At 71.7% G+C, this 16,901-nt stretch carries 16 protein-coding genes and 1 pseudogene; 8 read left to right on the top strand and 9 right to left on the bottom strand.

The genetic code is table 11. The features are described from left to right. Nucleotides 1-27: 27 nt before the first annotated feature. Nucleotides 28-888, bottom strand: a complete 861-nt coding sequence (locus tag LO762_RS22250; protein ID WP_230617802.1) for a LysR family transcriptional regulator — start codon at nt 886-888, stop codon at nt 28-30. Nucleotides 889-972: 84 nt separating this feature from the next. Between LO762_RS22250 and LO762_RS22245 the strand changes: the two genes are divergently transcribed. The 6 genes and pseudogenes from LO762_RS22245 (at nt 973) to LO762_RS22220 (ending at nt 6,354) form a co-directional block, all read left to right on the top strand. Then, a complete protein-coding gene (locus LO762_RS22245) occupies nt 973-2,394 on the top strand; it encodes a form I ribulose bisphosphate carboxylase large subunit (protein ID WP_230617801.1) in 1,422 nt (473 codons plus the stop codon). A gap of 18 nt (nt 2,395-2,412) precedes the next feature. Continuing rightward, complete coding sequence (locus LO762_RS22240; protein WP_230617800.1) at nt 2,413-2,829, top strand: ribulose bisphosphate carboxylase small subunit; 417 nt, start codon at nt 2,413-2,415, stop codon at nt 2,827-2,829. 17 nt (nt 2,830-2,846) lie between these two features. Beyond that, complete coding sequence (cbbX, locus tag LO762_RS22235) at nt 2,847-3,785, top strand: CbbX protein (protein ID WP_230617799.1); 939 nt, start codon at nt 2,847-2,849, stop codon at nt 3,783-3,785. 73 nt (nt 3,786-3,858) lie between these two features. Beyond that, nucleotides 3,859-5,142, top strand: a complete 1,284-nt coding sequence (locus LO762_RS33150; RefSeq protein ID WP_304523686.1) for an HD-GYP domain-containing protein — start codon at nt 3,859-3,861, stop codon at nt 5,140-5,142. Between the two features lie 84 nt (nt 5,143-5,226). Then, nucleotides 5,227-5,625, top strand: a pseudogene (locus LO762_RS22225) (DUF6069 family protein); the annotation flags it as partial. Nucleotides 5,626-5,748: 123 nt separating this feature from the next. Further along, nucleotides 5,749-6,354 carry a TenA family protein gene (locus tag LO762_RS22220; RefSeq protein ID WP_230617797.1) on the top strand — a complete coding sequence of 202 codons (606 nt, stop codon included), beginning with the start codon at nt 5,749-5,751 and terminating at the stop codon, nt 6,352-6,354. 111 nt (nt 6,355-6,465) lie between these two features. Here LO762_RS22220 and LO762_RS22215 read toward each other — a convergent pair whose 3' ends face one another. Then, a complete protein-coding gene (locus LO762_RS22215; protein WP_230617796.1) occupies nt 6,466-7,560 on the bottom strand; it encodes an AAA family ATPase in 1,095 nt (364 codons plus the stop codon). Next, nucleotides 7,557-8,201, bottom strand: coding sequence for a nicotinamide riboside transporter PnuC (pnuC, locus tag LO762_RS22210; RefSeq protein ID WP_230617795.1), 645 nt, complete (start codon nt 8,199-8,201; stop codon nt 7,557-7,559). The genes LO762_RS22215 and pnuC overlap by 4 nt, the downstream gene beginning before the upstream one ends. 481 nt (nt 8,202-8,682) lie before the next feature. Here pnuC and LO762_RS22205 point away from each other — a divergent pair, with 481 nt between their 5' ends. After that, a complete protein-coding gene (locus LO762_RS22205) occupies nt 8,683-9,393 on the top strand; it encodes a hypothetical protein (protein ID WP_230617794.1) in 711 nt (236 codons plus the stop codon). An 8-nt stretch (nt 9,394-9,401) separates the two neighbouring features. Here LO762_RS22205 and LO762_RS22200 read toward each other — a convergent pair whose 3' ends face one another. The 6 genes from LO762_RS22200 to LO762_RS22175 form a co-directional block, all read right to left on the bottom strand. After that, nucleotides 9,402-10,823 carry a carboxyl transferase domain-containing protein gene (locus tag LO762_RS22200; protein WP_230617793.1) on the bottom strand — a complete coding sequence of 474 codons (1,422 nt, stop codon included), beginning with the start codon at nt 10,821-10,823 and terminating at the stop codon, nt 9,402-9,404. 18 nt (nt 10,824-10,841) lie between these two features. Further along, the gene (fabF, locus tag LO762_RS22195; protein ID WP_230617792.1) at nt 10,842-12,107 is read right to left on the bottom strand and encodes a beta-ketoacyl-ACP synthase II; all 1,266 of its coding nucleotides are present in this window, start codon (nt 12,105-12,107) and stop codon (nt 10,842-10,844) included. Between the two features lie 101 nt (nt 12,108-12,208). Further along, nucleotides 12,209-12,466, bottom strand: a complete 258-nt coding sequence (locus LO762_RS22190; protein ID WP_106401968.1) for an acyl carrier protein — start codon at nt 12,464-12,466, stop codon at nt 12,209-12,211. Nucleotides 12,467-12,510: 44 nt separating this feature from the next. Next, complete coding sequence (locus LO762_RS22185; protein ID WP_230617791.1) at nt 12,511-13,473, bottom strand: beta-ketoacyl-ACP synthase III; 963 nt, start codon at nt 13,471-13,473, stop codon at nt 12,511-12,513. Continuing rightward, on the bottom strand, nt 13,470-14,363 hold the full coding sequence (locus tag LO762_RS22180; RefSeq protein WP_230617790.1) for an ACP S-malonyltransferase: 894 nt from the start codon (nt 14,361-14,363) through the stop codon (nt 13,470-13,472). Before LO762_RS22180 ends, LO762_RS22185 begins: the two co-directional genes overlap by 4 nt. A 126-nt stretch (nt 14,364-14,489) precedes the next feature. Beyond that, complete coding sequence (locus tag LO762_RS22175; protein WP_230617789.1) at nt 14,490-15,674, bottom strand: CdaR family transcriptional regulator; 1,185 nt, start codon at nt 15,672-15,674, stop codon at nt 14,490-14,492. Between the two features lie 197 nt (nt 15,675-15,871). Here LO762_RS22175 and LO762_RS22170 point away from each other — a divergent pair, with 197 nt between their 5' ends. Beyond that, nucleotides 15,872-16,861 carry a sulfotransferase gene (locus LO762_RS22170; protein ID WP_230617788.1) on the top strand — a complete coding sequence of 330 codons (990 nt, stop codon included), beginning with the start codon at nt 15,872-15,874 and terminating at the stop codon, nt 16,859-16,861. Nucleotides 16,862-16,901 lie beyond the last annotated feature (40 nt).

Raw genomic sequence — 16,901 nt, 5'->3', positions numbered from 1 at the left:
TCTTGCCGGGGTGGCTTGCACGGGCCGTCAGGGGGCCGGGGTCCAGTGGGAGGTGGTGAGGTGTTCGACGAAGAGGCGGGTGGGGGCGGAGGGGTGGGGGCCTGAGACGGCGTGCCATGGGCGGTGCAGGGGGGTGCCCGGGGCGTCGGCTATGACGAGGGCGCCTTCGGTGAGTTCCCTCTGGACGGCTTCGCGGTGGACGAGGGCGGCGCCCAGCCCTGCGGCGGCGCCCGCGATGACGGCGCCGTTGGAGCCCAGGACGAGGGTCGGCGGTGTCGCGTCGTGCTCGGCGAGGTAGGCGTCCGCGGTCGCGCGGGTGCCGGATCCCGGCTCGCGCAGCACCCAGGGGGTGGCGAAAAGGTCGAAGGGGACGTCCGGGGCGATGACGACGATGAGGTCGTTCGCGCGGGTGGCCAGCACCTTCGTCTCGGCGCCGCTCGGGGGGCGGCCGGCGAGCACCAGGTCGGCCTCGTGCGCCGCCAGGCTGGCCCAGACGCGCCGGCTGGGGCCGACCTTGAGCGCGAGGTCCACGTGCGGCCACGCGCGCCGGAAACCGGCGAGGAGGGCCGGGAGGACCTGGTCGGCGGCGGTGGTGACGGCGGCGAGCCTGAGCCGTCCCGTGGCCGGGTCGTGCTCGCCGCGCGCCGCCGCCCGCGCCTCGGCGTGCAGCCCGAGCAGCCGCCGCGCGTACTCGGCGTAGACGCGCCCGGCGGGGGTGAGCGCGACGCCGCGCCCGGCCCGCGCGAGCAGCGGCACGCCCAGCTCGCGGGCCAGCGCCGTGACGGACGCCGACACCGCCGACTCGGTGACGAAGAGCCGTTCCGCGGCGGCCCGGACCGAGCCCGTCTCGGCGAGCGCGACGAACGTGCGCAGTCTCGATTCAGTCATCGCTTAAGAATCACCCCGAAACACTTGATAGACGGCACAAGTGTCGTGCCCACATGATTGCCGAGTCAACGAGAGGAGTCACCGATGGGCAGATGGTCCGCGGGCGTGATCCCCTACGCGGAGATGGGCTACTGGCGTCCGGACTACGTCCCCAAGGACAGCGACGTGCTCGCCGCCTTCCGCATCACCCCGCAGCCGGGGGTGCCGCCGGAGGAGGCGGGCGCGGCGGTGGCGGGCGAGTCGTCCACCGCCACCTGGACGGTCGTGTGGACCGACCGCCTGACGTCCTACGAGAACTACCAGGCCAAGTGCTACAAGGTGGAGCCCGTCCCCGGCACCGAGGACCAGTTCATCGCCTACATCGCCTATGACCTGGACCTCTTCGAGGAAGGCTCGATCGCCAACCTCACGTCCTCGATCATCGGCAACGTCTTCGGGTTCAAGGCGCTGCGCGCGCTGCGCCTTGAGGACATGCGGATCCCCACGCACTACGTGAAGACGTTCCAGGGCCCCGCGCACGGCATCATCATGGAGCGCGAGTACCTGGCGAAGTTCGGGCGGCCGCTGCTGGGCGCGACGGTCAAGCCGAAGCTCGGGCTTTCGGCCCGCAACTACGGCCGTGTCGTGTACGAGGCGCTGCGCGGCGGCCTGGACTTCACGAAGGACGACGAGAACATCAACTCGCAGCCCTTCATGCGCTGGCGCGACCGCTTCCTGTACTGCATGGAAGGCGTCACCAAGGCGCAGGCCGTAAGCGGCGAGATCAAGGGCCACTACCTCAACGTCACCGCCGCGACGATGGAGGACATGTACGAGCGGGCGGAGTTCGCCAAGCAGCTCGGCAGCGTCGTCGTCATGATCGACCTGACGATCGGGTACACCGCGATCCAGTCGATGGCCAAGTGGGCGCGTGCCAACGGCGTCCTCCTGCACCTGCACAGGGCGGGTCACTCCACGTACACGCGGCAGAAGAACCACGGCGTCAGCTTCCGGGTCATCTCCAAGTGGATGCGCCTGGCGGGGGTGGACCACATCCATGCCGGGACGGTCGTGGGCAAGCTCGAAGGAGACCCCTTCAGCGTCGCCGGGTTCTACGACACGCTCCGCAAGGACAAGATCGAGGCGGACCCCCGCAAGGGCCTGTACTTCGACCAGGAGTGGGCGTCGATGCCGGGTGTCATGCCCGTGGCGTCCGGCGGCATCCACGCGGGCCAGATGCACCAGCTCCTGCACTACCTGGACGAGGACGTCATCCTCCAGTTCGGCGGCGGCACCATCGGCCACCCGATGGGCATCGCGGCGGGCGCGTCCGCCAACCGGGTCGCGCTGGAGGCGATGATCAAGGCGCGCAACGAGGGCCGCGACTTCCTCAAGGAGGGTCCGGAGATCCTCCGCGCGGCCGCCAAGCACAGCCGAGAGCTGGACGTCGCCCTGTCCACCTGGGGAGACATCACCTTCACCTACGAGTCCACTGACACGCCCGACGTTCTTGTCACCCCCTCTTGAGGAAGGAGCAGCGGCGACATGAGGATCACCCAAGGCACCTTCTCGTACCTGCCCGACCTCTCCGACGCGGAGATCACCCTTCAGATCGCGTACGCGCTGGAGAACGACTGGCCCTGTTCGATCGAGTACACCGACGACCCGCACCCCAGGAACGACTACTGGGAGATGTGGGGGCTGCCGATGTTCGACCTGAAGGACCCGGCGGGCGTCCTGCTGGAGCTGAACGAGTGCCGCAAGACGTTCCCGTCGCACTACATCAGGCTCACCGCCTACGACGCGCGTTACGGCCGTCAGACGACGGCGCTGTCCTTCATCGTCCAGCGGCCGGCCAAGGAGCCGGGCTTCAGGCTGACCCGTGAGGAGTCGGCCGACAGGCAGGTCCGCTACACGCTGCACGCCTACGCCGCCGACCGCCCTGAGGGCGAGCGGTACTAGAGACGGGAGCTCCCGCTGTGACGACCTTCGGCATGCGCCCTCCCACCCTGGAGCAGGAAGTGACGCGGGAGCTCCTCCCCCACGACGCGGTCGTGGACCTGGGCAGGGAGCGCGCGGAAGCGGGCATCGAGGACGTGCTGGGCGCGCTGGACGCCGACCTCGTCGGCCTCGCCCCGGTGAAGACGCGGATCCGCGAGATCGCCGCGCTCCTGCTCGTCGACCGGGTCCGCGCCCGGTTCGGGGTGGAGACCGGCCGCCCCAACCTGCACATGTGCTTCACCGGCGGCCCCGGCACGGGCAAGACGACGGTCGCGACGAGGATGGCCGAGCTGCTGCACCGGCTCGGGCACGTCCGCAAGGGCCACCTCGTCTCGGTGACGCGCGACGACCTCGTAGGCCAGTACGTCGGCCACACCGCGCCCAAGACGCGCGAGGTGCTGAAGCGCGCGATGGGCGGCGTCCTGTTCATCGACGAGGCTTACTCCCTCTACCGGGCGGAGAACGAGCGCGACTACGGAGTCGAGGCGATCGAGATCCTTCTGCAGGTGATGGAGAACCAGAGGGAGGACCTCGTGGTGATCCTCGCCGGGTACCGCGACAGGATGGACGCCTTCTTCTCCTCCAATCCCGGCATGGGCTCCCGTATCGCCCACCACATCGCCTTCCCCGACTACAGCACCGCCGAGTTGGAGGAGATCGGAAGGCTGATGCTGCAAGGCGAGGGCTACACCCTCGCGCCGGAGACCGAGGAGGTCTTCCGCGAGTACATCGGGCTGCGCCGGGAGCAGCCGCGCTTCGCGAACGCGCGGTCGGTCCGCAACGCGATCGAACGCGCCAGGCTGCGTCACGCGGGACGGCTCGTGGCGGGCTCGGAGCCTGTCGACCTCGTCGCGCTGACAACGCTCCTGCCCGAAGATTTCCGGGCATCGCGCGTATTCCATGGCGGAGCCACCTGAACCGGACGCCCCCGGGGTGACCCTTTGGGCATGGCTGCCCCCGCCGCTGACGGCGCCCGTCTACCTTCGGATCATGGCCAAGCTCCCGATCGAGGCCCGGATCTACGTCGCCGGAACCGTCGTCCTCGCCTGCGCGGTGATCGCCGCCGCCGGGCCGGTCGACTGGGGCGTCTACACGATGCTCGCGCTGCTGTTCCTCGTCTGCGACGCGATGCCCGCGCGGCTCGGCGTGGACCGCGCGAAGGTGTCGATGAGCTACGCGGCGACGCTCGCCGCCGTCGTCCTGCTCGGTCCCGGCGGCGCGGCGATGGTCGCGGCGAGCGCGCTGCTCACGCCGCAGCCGCTGCCGCCCGTCAAGCGGCTGTTCAACGCCGCGCAGTTCGCCGTGTGCGGCTGGGCGGCCGGGCTGGTGTTCCAGGGGCTGCGGCCCGCCGGAGGGCTCGACGCGGGCCTCATCGCGCCGTTCGCGGCCTCGCTGGGCGTCTTCGTCGTGGTGAACCTGGCGCTCATCACGGGCGTCCTGCTGCTCACCGAGCCCTCCGCGGTGCGCGACCTGCTCCGGGAGATCGGCACGCTCTGCGCCGGATGTCTGGGCTTCGGCTGGTTCGGCCTGCTCATCGCGGCCGCCTGGTACGTCATCGGGCTCGCGGCGCCCGTCCTGGTGCTGCTGCCGCTGTTCGTCGCGACGTGGGCGATGGCGCAGGTCGCCGAGCAGAAGGCGGCGCAGGAGGCCACCCTCAACGTGCTGTGCCAGGCCGTCGAGACCAAGGACCCGTACACCCGCGGCCACAGCGAGCGGGTCTCGCGCGGCTCGGTGATGATCGCCGAGGAGCTCGGCCTCAGCCCCGCGCGGACCGAGGCGATCCGTTTCGCCGGCATGCTGCACGACGTGGGCAAACTCGGTGTCTCCACCAAACTCCTGCAGAAGGACGGCAGGCCCACCGACCGGGAGTTCGCCGAGATCCAGCTGCACCCGATGCGCGGCCTGGAGATCGTCGGCCACATCGACTTCCTCGACGAGGCGCTCGGCGGCATCATGCACCACCACGAGAAGCTCGACGGCCAGGGCTACCCCCTCGGCCTCGTCGGCGCGGAGATCCCCGAGTTCGCCCGCATCATAGGCGTGGCCGACACCTTCGACGCCATCACCAGCACCCGCTCCTACCGGCGCGCCCGGACGATCGAGGAGGGCATCGCCGAGCTACGCCGCTGCTCCGGCACCGAGTTCGACCCCGTGATGGTCGAGGCGTTCCTGCGCGCTCTGACGCTCAAGGGCTGGACCCAGCCTCCCGACCCGCCGCTCCCCTCCCCGACCCCGATCCCCTCTCCCAGGGACCACGACGACCCCGACCCCTGACCGCGTCGCCTTACGGCGGGCCTCAGGGCTGCGCGGGCTGACTGATGCGGGTGAGGAGGCCGTGGAGGGCCCGCCGTCCGGCGGCGCGACCGCGCGCTCGCCGTCGTGGCCACCGCCGTCGCCGCGGTCCTCACCTGGGTCGTCGGCGACCCGGTCCTCGGCCATGATCTCGTCGTCACCGCCCCGAACCAGGACCCGCAGGACCTCGGCGCGGCGGAGATCCTCTTCATCACCGTCGCCTCGTCCCTCCTGGGCTGGGCCGCCCTCGCCGTCCTGGAGAAGCTGCTCCCGCGGTACGCCCGCGTGACCTGGACGGCGCTCGCCCTGATCGTCCTCCTGCTGTCCTACGTGCCGTTCCTCAACGTCGAGGCGACCACCGGCTCAAAGGTCGTGCTCGGCCTCGCGCACGTCGTCGTCGCGGCCGTCCTCATCCCGCTGTTCCTGCGCACGACCAAGCCGGTCGCCGCCGAGGCCGCCGCGTGATGGACGGGCCCGCCCGACGGGCCCGGAGGGAGCGGCGTTCCCGAACGCGATGACAGGCGAGACCCCCGCTGACCCGACAGAGCGGAGATCTCGCCTGTTCTCGCGCCATGGCAGGATGGCCCGGTGGGTATCGCACGGGAACTCGAAGAACTCGGCACCGGCCTCCTGGCCGAGCAGCTGGCGCACCCGACGGTCCGGGGCATCGCCGAAGGCACCCTGGACGAGCGCGTGTTCCGCTCGTGGCTGGAGCAGGACTACCTGTTCCTGCTCGACTACGTGCGGGTCTTCTCCCGGCTCGCGTGGCAGGCGCCCGCCGCCCACCTCGGCGACCTCGTCGACCTCGCGCACGCGACGTTCCACGAGGAGCTGAGCCTGCACCGCGGCCTGTCCGCCGAGTTCGGCGCGGACCTCGACGGCGCCGTCAAGGGCGGCCCCTGCGCCGCCTACACGGCGTTCCTGCTGGAGTCGGCCGCCGACTACGCCGAGGGCCTCGCCGCCCTCTACCCCTGTATGTGGGGGTACGCCCAGATCGGCAAGGCGCTCGCCGAGAAGCCGCCCGCCGACCCGCGCTACCGCCGCTGGGTCGACTCCTACGCCGACCCCGGCTTCGCCGCCCTCGGCGACCGGATCGCCGAGATGATCGACGAGGCGGCGCCCGACCCGTCCCGCGCCCGCGCCCTCTTCCTCGAGGGCATGCGCCACGAACTCGCCTTCTGGTCCGTCCCCTGACCGGCCCCAGGACGACCACCGCGGTCCCCTCGTCCCAGGCTGTCTGACGTCCGGCCCGTCCGACGGCCGAAGGCGGGGATCGGCAGCCGGCTCGACGAGGTCGGGGCCGGGTCAGGTCGGGGTGGGGGCGGTGAGGGGTTCGGTGAAGTGCCAGCCCTGGGAGAAAAGGGCGTCCACTTCGGCGAGTGCTCGGGTGAGGCGGTGGGCGGGCGGGCCCTGGACGACGAGGTGCGGGAGCGCTCGGGTGGTGAGTTCGGCGGCGAAGCGGGCGTGCATGGCGTGCCGGACGGCCTCGCCGTCGCGCCAGCCGTCCTGCTCGAAGGGGATGTCGTGCGCGTCGGTGAGGATCCACAGGTCGTGCCGGGCGCGGGCCGGGACGGGCGGGACACCGCCGAGGTAGCGCTCGTGCCACAGCGCGGTGGCGAACGCGTCGGTGTCGCAGACGAGCAGCGGTGACGAGACGCGGGCGGCGGCCTCCTCCCAGGCGAGCTGGCGGTCGGTGATGAGCGCGAACTCCTCGGACGTCCAGGCGAGATCCTCCAGGCGCGCCGAAGGGTCCGCGCGCTGGGCGGCGGCGAGCTTCTCCTCGCAGTAGGTGCGGCCGTACTCGGGCACCCAGCGCGTCCGCGCCCAGACGCCGCCGCGCGCGGCGTACGCGGCGGCGAGGTCGCGGGCGAGCGTTGTGGTGCCCGAGGACTCGGCGCCCACCACGACGACCCGCTTCACCAGCGCGGCCCGCACCGGCGCCGACAGCAGATCCCAGTGCGCGACAGGATCCGCCCGCACCGCGGTGCCGCTCACCGGCACCCGGACGCGCGCCGGGTCGACGGCGACGGCGGCCGCGCCGAAGCGCCGCGCCAGCTCCGCCCCGTACGGCTCGGAGCTGAAGACCGCGTCGATCTCCGGCTCGGCGCCCCAGCACTGGCACAGCCCGTGCCGGAACACCTCGATGTGCCGCGCCCACACCTCGGCCGAGCCGTAGTCGATCTCGACGTCGTCGATGACGGGCGCGAAGTGCACGTGCGGCTGCGGATGGGCCTCGCGCAGCCACGCCGTCCGGTCGGCGAGCGGCACGCTCTCCACACTCGCGGCAGCGACGACGACGGTGACCCGGGCGCACCGTTCGGCCGCCGCGTCGATGAGCAGGTGGTGGCCCGCGTGCGGCGGATAGAACTTGCCGATCACAAGGCCGTGCCGGTACGTCATGCCGCCGCCGGGAGCGCCGCCGCGCGCACCGTGAGGTCACGCCGCCAGGCCCGCAGCCCCGCGACGCACAGCGCCAGGAAGATCACGTAAAGCGCGCCGGTGAGGTAGAGCCCCTTGTAGGCGTAGAGCGGCACGTAGATGAGGTCGACGGTGATCCACAGGATCCAGGACTCGACGAGCTTGCGGCACTGCCCGTAGGTCGCGGCGAGCGAGAGCGCCGTGGTGAGCGCGTCCCAGAACGGCACGGTGGACTCGGTGAACTCCACGAGCACCCAGGTCATGAGCGCGGTGGCCGCCACGACGCCCACCGCGATGCCCGCCCATTCGGCGGCCGCCGTGCGCTGGACGAGCCGGACCGTGCGCCCCTCGCCGCCGTACAGCCACGTCCACCAGCCGTACAGGCCGAGCACCACGTACACGATCTGCAGTGACGCGTCCGCGTACAGCCCGCTGTCCAGGAAGATCAGCCCGAGGATCACCACGTTGACGATCCCGACGCCCCAGTTCGCGATGTGCTGGCGCACCACGAGCCAGACCGTGAGCACCCCGGTGCCGAACCCCAGGACCTCCCCCCACGACGTAGGCGTCCCACCCACCGTGAACGCGGGCTCCAACAGCGGTCTCACCAGCTCGTGCAGCACGACCCCTCCATATCGTCAGAAGGACGATAACAGCCGCGAGCACCCCGGTAAATCCCCTTCGCCCCCTTCCTCCCACCCACCAGCCCCACACCGCCCGCCACACCACCCGGCACCCGCCCCGCACACCGGAGCCATCGCACCGAGACATCACATCCGTCCGGACCGAGCACGAGCGCCCGAGCCCCAGCCGCGCCATCACGCGCCTCCCCCGCACGCCACCATCGGCCGCACACATCACGCCCGCCGGAACCGAGCGCAAGCCTCGCGCCATCACACACCCCCTCCGCACGTCTCCGCCGTTCGGAGACATCGCGTCGGATTCAAGCAGAGGCCACTGACATTATTGCGACCCAGAGTCGCCGTGCAGCAACAAAACGCAACCAAACGCCACAGATCGGACGCGCCGGAGCGCGTCGTTGATCGGTAAGGTCGGTGGAATTCCCACATTGCTGGGCATCGGAGCGGAACCGGGATAAGGCAGGTGGCGCACGTGACGGGTGGCGGGCACGGCCGGAGTGAGGGCGTCGAGCAGGGGCGGACGCGGGGGCTGGGGGCGGGGCTCGCCTTGGCCGTGCTGGTGGGTGCGGTGTTCGGGGCCGGGACGTCGGGGGCCAACGAGTTGTCGCACCGGTCGGCGGATCTGGAGAGCGCGGAGTACACGACGAGCGGGTGGTCGCCCGCCGAGGTGCTCGCGATCGTGCTGGACTCCGGCTGGGCGTGGGCGGGCCTCGCCGTGTTCACCGGGTTCCTCGTGACGCGCGGCGCGGGCACACCCCCGGGCCGAACGGGCACCGCCCGGCCGCTCACCCTGGGCTGCGCGGCCGGGGCGATCTCGCTGCTGGTGGCGGTCGCCGCCTACTCCCTCGCCGACGCCCTCCGCGACGGCGGGATCACCTCGTCCTGGTACGAGTCGGAAGCGCCGCTGTGGTGGATCGCCGCCGTCGTCCTCGGCGGGCCTCTCGGCGCGGTCGGCGCCCGCGCCCGCGACGGCGGCGTCATCGGCCTTCTCGCCCGGCTGACGGTGCCCGTGGGCGCCGCCCTCCAGATGGTCGTGCTCCCGCCGGGCCGGAACGCGGTGGTCACGACGATCGGCCAGACCGTCGTCGGCGTCGCCGCCCTCGTCGCCGCCGCCCTCGCCGTCGCGAGCTTCCGCCGCGACCGCCGCGCCCCCGACCCCGCCCGCCCGACCTGAAGAACCGGTCAGAGCGGGATGTTGTTGTGGGTGCCGCGAGCCGGGGTGGCTTCGGCGATCGCGCGGGCCAAGGCCGCGCGGGTGGCCGACGGGGAGACGAGTTCGTCGACGACGCCCAGGTCCATGGCCCGGTCGAGGCCGCCCGCGATGCGGGCGTGCTCGTCGGCGAGTTCCTGCTCGAAGGCGGGCCGCTCGGCCTCGGGCACGGCGGCGATCCTCTTGCGGTGCAGCACGCGGACGGCGGCCAGCGCGCCCATGACGGCGACCTCGGCCGTCGGCCAGGCGAAGACCTTCGTCGCGCCGAGCGAGCGTGAGTTCATGGCGATGTAAGCGCCGCCGTAGGCTTTGCGGGTCACAAGGGTGACGCGCGGGACGGTCGCCTCGGCGAACGCGTGCAGCAGCTTCGCCCCGCGCCGGACGACACCGCCGTGCTCCTGCCCGACGCCCGGCAGGTATCCGGGGACGTCCACGAGCACCACGAGCGGCACCCCGAAGGCATCACAGAGCCGGACGAACCGGGCGGACTTCTCGGCCGAGTTGCTGTCGAGGCAGCCGCCGAGCCGCAGCGGGTTGTTGGCGACGACCCCGACGGTCCGCCCGCCGAGCCGGCCGAACGCGGTGACGATGTTGGGCGCGAACCGCGCCTGGAGTTCCACGACCTCGTCGTCCACGATCCCCCTGACCAGGGGGTGGACGCTGTAGGCACGCCGCACGTTCTCGGGCAGGATGCCGGAGAGGTCGCGTTCCTCCACCGCGTCATGTCGGATCCGTCCCTGGTGTCCGAGCAGCACCGCGAGCCGCCGTGCGGTGCCGACGGCGGAGGCGTCGTCGGGCGTCGTGATGTGCGCGACGCCCGACTTGCGGCCGTGTGCCTCGGTTCCGCCGAGCCCGGCCATGTCGATCTCCTCGCCGGTCACCGACTTCACCACGTCGGGCCCGGTGACGAAGATCTTGCCGCTCTCGGAGAGGATGACGACGTCGGTAAGCGCGGGCCCGTAAGCGGCACCACCGGCTGCGGGCCCGAGCACCACCGAGATCTGCGGGACGATCCCGGACGCCCTGGTCTGCGCGGCGAAGACCTGCCCGACCGCGTGGAGCGACTCGACGCCCTCGGCGAGACGGGCCCCGCCGGAGTGCCACAGGCCGATGATCGGGAGCCGCTCCCGCAACGCCAGGTCGTAGGCGGCGATGACGGCAGCGCAGCCTTCGGTGCCCATGGCCCCGCCCATGACGCGCGGGTCGCTGGCGAAGGCGACGACCGGAAGGCCCTCTATCCTGCCCCGTCCCGCGAGCTTTCCACTGCCGTCGCCGCCCGCGAGGGGGCGGAAGGTCCCCTCGTCGAAAAGCGCTTCAAGGCGGACCCGCGGGTCGCGCGGGTCCGCCTCGGCGACCGGTGGGGCCGGTGCGCCGGTGGTGTCGAGGACGGTCACAGGGACTCCTTCAAGAGCTCAGAGTGCCCGCTCGAACGCCAGGGTCACGTTGTGACCGCCGAAGCCGAACGAGTTGTTGAGAGCGGCGGCGGGGCCGTCGGCGAGCTTGCGCGGCTCGCCGTGGACGATGTCGAGGTCGACGGCGTCGTCCAGGTTCTCCAGGTTCACCGTGGGGGGAACCAGCCCGTCGCGAAGGGTCAGGACGGTGACGAGCGCTTCGAGCGCGCCCGCGCCGCCGAGGAGGTGACCGGTCATGGACTTGGTGGCGGTGATGTTCAGGCGGTAGGCGTGGTCGCCGAACGCCTTCTTGATGCCCGCGAGTTCGGCGACGTCGCCCTGCGGGGTGGACGTGCCGTGCGCGTTGATGTGGATGATCTGCTCGGGCTCCAGGCCCGCGTCGGCCAGGCAGCGCTGCATCGCCTTGGCGGCGCCGCGCCCGTCCTCGGGCGGCTGGACCATGTCGTGGCCGTCGGCGGAGTAGCCGACGCCGGAGGCGTAGGCGTAGATCTTGGCGCCGCGGGCGCGCGCGTGCTCCTCGGACTCCAGGATGAGCACGGCGGCGCCCTCGCCGAGGACGAAGCCGTCCCGCGCCTTGTCGTAGGGGCGGGAGGCGAGCTCGGGGGCGTCGTTGCGGGTGGACATGGCGCGCATCGCGCCGAAGGAGGCCATCTGGAGCGGGTGGATGCACGCTTCGGTGCCGCCCGCGATGACGGTGTCGGCGCGGCCCGCGCGGATCATGTCGATGCCGTAGCCGATGGCCTCGGCGCTGGAGGAGCAGGCCGACACGAGCGCGTGGATGCCCGCGGTGGCGTTGAACTCGAGGCCGACGTGCGCGGCGGAGCCGTTGGGCATGAGCATGGGCACGGTGAAGGGGGAGACGCGCCTCCAGCCCTTCTCCTTGAAGACGTCGTAGCTGTCGAGGGCGGAGTGCAGGCCGCCGATGCCGGAGGAGAGCACGACGCCGAGCCGGTCGGAGTCGATGGTGAGGCCCTCGGTGTCGCCGTGCGCGTAGCCCGCGTCCTTCATCGCCTCGATGGCGGCGATCAGGGCGAACTGCTGGCAGCGGTCCATCCGCCGCATCCGGGGCTTGGGGATGACCCCGGTGTCGGCGGGTTCGACGGCTGCCTGCGCCGCGAACTGGACGGGCAGGGCGTCGAGATTGTCCCAGGGCAGGGTGCGCGAGCCGGACTTGCCGGCCAGTAGGCCGTCCCATGTGGACGCGACGTCTCCACCGATCGGGGTTGACGCTCCCAAACCGGTCACAACAACACGGGTCTTGCCCATTGCGCTTACTCCTATGTACCTGGGGGGTGGCTCGGGGTGCGCGGGCCTCTGCAGCGGCCCGCGCACCCACGCTCCGGATCCGGACTCCGGAGCGGGTGAGGTCAGGCCTTGGCGGCCAGTCCCTGGACGTAGTCCACGACGTCCTGGACGGTGCGCAGGTTCTTCAGCTCGTCGTCGGGGATCTCGACGCCGAACTTGTCCTGGGCGGCCACCGCGATCTCGACCATCGACAGGGAGTCGATGTCGAGGTCGTCGATGAAGTTCTTCTCGGGGGTGACGTCCGCCGCCGGAATCCCGACGATCTCCTCGACGATCTCGCCGAGGCCGTCGAGAATCGTCTGGGTGCTGACTTCAGCCATTGCTGGGTGCTCCTTGGTTCCGATAGGGATGTTTCGCCCAGACCTTAGGGGATCTGGATGACCTGGGCAGCGTAGGTCAAACCTGCGCCGAACCCGATAATGAGAGCCGGTTCCCCCGACCTGACGTCGCCGCGCTCGATCATGCGCGACAGTGCCATCGGGATGGACGCGGCCGAGGTGTTCCCGGCGTTGACGATGTCCTCGGCGATCACCGCGTTGGGCGCGTTGAGCTTCCTCGCGATGCCGTGGATGATCCTGAGGTTCGCCTGGTGGGGCACGAAGGCGCCCAGTTCGGACGGGGCGATGCCCGCCCGCCTGCACGCCTCCAGTGCCACCGGGTGCAGCGCGGTGGTCGCCCACCGGAAGACGGCCTGGCCGTCCTGGGACAGGAACGAGTTGCGGTCCTGCACCATGATCTTGTCGGCGTTCTCGCCGTCGCTCCCCCACACCACGGGCCCGATCTGCGGCACGTCGGAGCCCGTCACCACCGCGGCGCCCGCGCCGTCGGCGAAGATGATGCAGGTCGTGCGGTCGTTCCAGTCGATCCAGGGGGAGAACTTCTCCGCGCCGATCACCAGCACGTTCTGCGCCGAGCCGGCGCGGATCGCGTCGCTCGCGGTGGACAGCGCGTAGGCGAAGCCGGCGCAGGCCGCGTTGACGTCGAAGGCGCCGGGCGCGGAGATGCCGAGCCGGAAGGCGACGGTCGCCGACGCGTTGGGCACCTGGGTCTCGGCGGTGCAGGTCGCGACGATGACGAGGTCGATGTCGCCGGGGGTCAGGCCGCTCGCGGCGAGCGCCTTGCCGCCGGCGGCGACCGCGAGGTCGAGCACCGACTCGTTGTCCAGGGCGATCCGCCGCTCGGCGATGCCGACCCGGGAGCGGATCCACGCGTCGTTGGTGTCCACGCCGCGGGCGGCGAGGTCGTCGTTGGTGACGACGTTGTCGGGCTGGTAGTGGCCGAAGGCCAGGATGCGGGCGCCGGTGCGCCCCTGGGCGAGCTGGATCATGTGAGCTCCCGCGCCTTGTCGAGGTCCTCGGGCGTCTTCAGGCCGACCAGCTGGACGCCCTTGAGCTCGCGGCGGGCCAGGCCCACCAGCGTCCCGGACGGCGCCAGCTCGATGATCCCGGTGACGCCCAGGTCGGCGAACGTGCTCATGCACAGGTCCCAGCGGACCGGGGAGCTGACCTGGCCGACGAGCCGGGCGAGGAACTCCGCGCCGGAGTCGACGACGGCGCCGTCCCTGTTGGAGATCAGCTTGATCTCGGGGTCCTTGGGGGTGACCGACGCGGCCGCGGCGTCCAGCGCGGCGACGGCGGGCGCCATGTGCTCGGTGTGGAAGGCCCCGGCGACGGCGAGGGACCGCAGCCGGGCCTTGGCGGGCGGCTCGGCGGCGAACGCCTCGAGCTGCTCCAGCGTGCCCGCCGCGACGATCTGGCCCGCGCCGTTGATGTTGGCGGGGGTGAGCCCGTGCTTGGCGATGGCGGTGAGCACCTCGTCGGTGTCGCCGCCGAGCACCGCGGTCATGCCGGTGCTGGTGACGGTGGCGGCTTCGGCCATGCCCCTGCCGCGGACGGCGACGAGCCGCATCGCGTCCTCGGGGGTGAGCACTCCGGCGATGGCGGCCGCGCCGAGCTCGCCGACGCTGTGCCCGGCGACGGCGTCAGGCGTCAGGCCGAGCGCCTGCTGGGTGACGAGCGCCGCGGCGACCAGCAGGGGCTGGGCGACGGCGGTGTCCTTGATCTCGTCGGCGTCCGCGGTGGTGCCGTACCGGATCAGGTCGAGGCCGATGAGATCGGACCACGCACCGAGCCGGTCGCCGACGCCGGGAACCTCCAGCCACGGGGAGAGGAATCCGGGGGTCTGGGCGCCTTGGCCGGGAGCTGTGATGAGAAGCACGGGACCAACCATGCCGTCTAGCAGGGGTTCGGGGTCATGCCGACAGGGACGAAGTTTGATCGCCGGTCTTTGTAGGACCCTGACAACGGTGACGTACTCCGCAAGTGCATCGTCTTGGAGATCTCCTTAAAAGGAGCCGCCCCGATCGGTGAACCTACCGAGGACGAGGGAGATCCGGAGAGTGAACGCGCCCCTGCCGTCCGTAGGCGTCAGGCCGGTCAGCTCGCTCACCCTGCGCAGCCGGTACCTGACGGTGTTCGGGTGCACGTAGAGCAGCCGTGCGGTGGCCTCCAGGGAGGAACCCTGCTCCAGGTACGTCGTCAGCGTGTCCAGCAAGGGCGCGCCCGCCGCCTGAATGGGTGCGAACACCTGTTCGACAAGGTACTTGCGGGCCGCGTCGTCGCCGTCCAGGGCCCGCTCGGGCAGCAGTTCGGCGGCGGCGACGGGGCGCGGCGCGTCCGGCCAGCCGACGGCGGCGCGCAGGCCCGCGAGCGCGGCGCGGGCGGAGGCCGTCGCGCCGTACAGGTCGGGCGCCTCGGGCCCGACGACGACGGGGCCCTGACCGAACTTGGCGGACAGCAGCCGCGCCGCCGCCAGCGGGTCCTCCGCGCCGCCCACGATGACGATGAGGCGGCTGCCCTGCACGCCGGACAGCACGTCAACGCGCAGCCGCCGGGCGGAGAGCTTGATCTGGTCGGCGATGGCCTCCGAGCTCTCCTCGGGGGCGTGCCCTGCGATCACCACGACGGGCTTGGTCGTCCAGCCGAGCGCGGCGGCCCAGGAATGCAGGCCGTCGTCGCCGTCGCCGCGCAGCAGCGAGTCCACGACGAGGGCCTCCAGGCGCGCGTCCCAGGCGCCCCTGGTCTCGGCGGCGCGGGCGTAGACCTGGGCGGCGCTGAAGGCCACCTCGCGCGTGTAGCGCAGTATCGCCTCGCGCAGCTGGGCCTCGCCGCCGGGCTCGGCGAGGTCGTGCAGGCGGGTCTCCACGACCTCGCTGATCACCCGGATCATGTCCACGGTGTGCTGGAGCCGGATCGTGCGCATCATCTCGCGCGGCGCGGTGGCGAACACCTCGCCGCCGAGCGCCACCCTGGTGCGTTCGCCGCCGCGGAACCAGTCGACGAACGCGGCGATCGACGTCTGCGCGACGAGTCCGATCCAGGAGCGCTGTTCGGCGGGCATCCGCCGGAACCACGGGAGCCGCTCCTCCATCCGGGCGAGCGCCGCGACGCCGAACGTGCTCAGCGCGGTCTCCAGGCGGCGGGTGGTGGCCTCCCGGAGTGCGCGGTCGGCGGCGCTGTCGTTCGTCACGGTGACAAGGGTGCCATCACCCCGAAGCGGCCTTGAAACCGCGTCCTCGTGTGGTCGCGACGATCCACTGTTGATCTCCCCTCCGGGTAAGCGGGGCGTCAATTCTCACCCATGGGCCACTACCGTCCGTGCCTTCAATTAACACTATCCGTAATCTCCAGAGGTCACGCACGCTCGCGGTACGGAAAGGCCCCGGTATGGAACGCCCCATCTTCGTCGTCGGCTGTCCCCGGTCGGGAACCACACTGCTCCAGCTCATGCTGCACGCCCATCCGCGGATCGCCCTTCCGCCCGAGACGAGGTTCCTGCTGCCCGCCTACTTCGGCCGGGAGATGTTCGGCGACCTCACCGACCGCGGCAACCGCAGGGCGCTGGGCGTCTGGATCACCGGCACCGAGGGCCACAAGTTCCGCGACCTCGGCCTGGACGCCGCCCGGGTCGTCGCCGAGATCGAGGCGGGCCCGCCGACGCTCGGGTCGGCGCTCGGCACCGTGTTCCGCGCCTACGCGCGCGGGCACGACAAGGCGCGCTGGGGCGACAAGCGGCCCGGCTACATCCGCTTCCTGCCCGAGATCTTCCGGCTGTTCCCCAACGCCCAGGTCGTCCACCTGATCCGCGACGGCCGGGACTGCGTCGGCTCGCTCAAGGGCATGCGGTGGTGGGAGCACGACAGCACCTTCGCGATGACGACGTGGGCCGCCGCGATCGACGCGGGCGACAGGGCGCGCCGGATGCTTCCGCCGAACTCCTACCACGAGCTCCAGTACGAGCGCCTCGTCACCGATCCGGAGTCGGAGCTGAGGCGGCTGTGCGGGTTCCTGCGCGAGGACTTCGACCCGGCGATGCTGGAGCCCAGTTCCGTCGCCTCGGTGACGCCCAGGCGCAAGAAGCACCACCGGCGCACCCACGAGGCGGTGGACGCGAGCGCCGTGCACGCCTGGCAGTCCCGCCTGGAGGACTGGGAGATCAGCCTCGCCGAGTACTTCCTCGGCGAGCGGCTGGCCCGCTACGGCTACGAGCTGAGCGGCGCGCCGCGCCCCACGGCCAGGGCGGCGACGCACTACCTGGCGACGGTCGCCGCGATGCGCCGCAGCCGGGCCGCCAAGGACACCAGGGACGCGGTGCGGCGGCTGCGCGAGCACGGCGAGCTGGCCTGCCGCCTCGACAAGGTCGCCACAGCGGGCTGAGCGGCCCGCACAGACACGCGGAAGGGGGCCGGACACCTCG

Origin of the sequence: Actinocorallia sp. API 0066, assembly GCF_020991275.1 — a bacterium.
Taxonomy (GTDB): Bacteria; Actinomycetota; Actinomycetes; order Streptosporangiales; family Streptosporangiaceae; genus Actinocorallia.
The sequence above is the reverse complement of the archived record's forward strand: the minus strand, read 5'-3'. Positions and strand labels throughout refer to the sequence as shown.

What these genes read in the sequence shown, in the direction of transcription:
- LO762_RS22190 (WP_106401968.1), bottom strand. Translation starts at nt 12,466, where the DNA reads ATGGCTGAAGTCAGCACCCAGACGATTCTCGACGGCCTCGGCGAGATC.
- LO762_RS22245 (WP_230617801.1), top strand. Translation starts at nt 973, where the DNA reads ATGGGCAGATGGTCCGCGGGCGTGATCCCCTACGCGGAGATGGGCTAC.
- LO762_RS22240 (WP_230617800.1), top strand. Translation starts at nt 2,413, where the DNA reads ATGAGGATCACCCAAGGCACCTTCTCGTACCTGCCCGACCTCTCCGAC.
- LO762_RS22185 (WP_230617791.1), bottom strand. Translation starts at nt 13,473, where the DNA reads ATGATCCAGCTCGCCCAGGGGCGCACCGGCGCCCGCATCCTGGCCTTC.
- LO762_RS33150 (WP_304523686.1), top strand. Translation starts at nt 3,859, where the DNA reads ATGGCCAAGCTCCCGATCGAGGCCCGGATCTACGTCGCCGGAACCGTC.
- LO762_RS22170 (WP_230617788.1), top strand. Translation starts at nt 15,872, where the DNA reads ATGGAACGCCCCATCTTCGTCGTCGGCTGTCCCCGGTCGGGAACCACA.
- fabF (WP_230617792.1), bottom strand. Translation starts at nt 12,107, where the DNA reads ATGGGCAAGACCCGTGTTGTTGTGACCGGTTTGGGAGCGTCAACCCCG.
- LO762_RS22215 (WP_230617796.1), bottom strand. Translation starts at nt 7,560, where the DNA reads ATGACGTACCGGCACGGCCTTGTGATCGGCAAGTTCTATCCGCCGCAC.
- LO762_RS22250 (WP_230617802.1), bottom strand. Translation starts at nt 888, where the DNA reads ATGACTGAATCGAGACTGCGCACGTTCGTCGCGCTCGCCGAGACGGGC.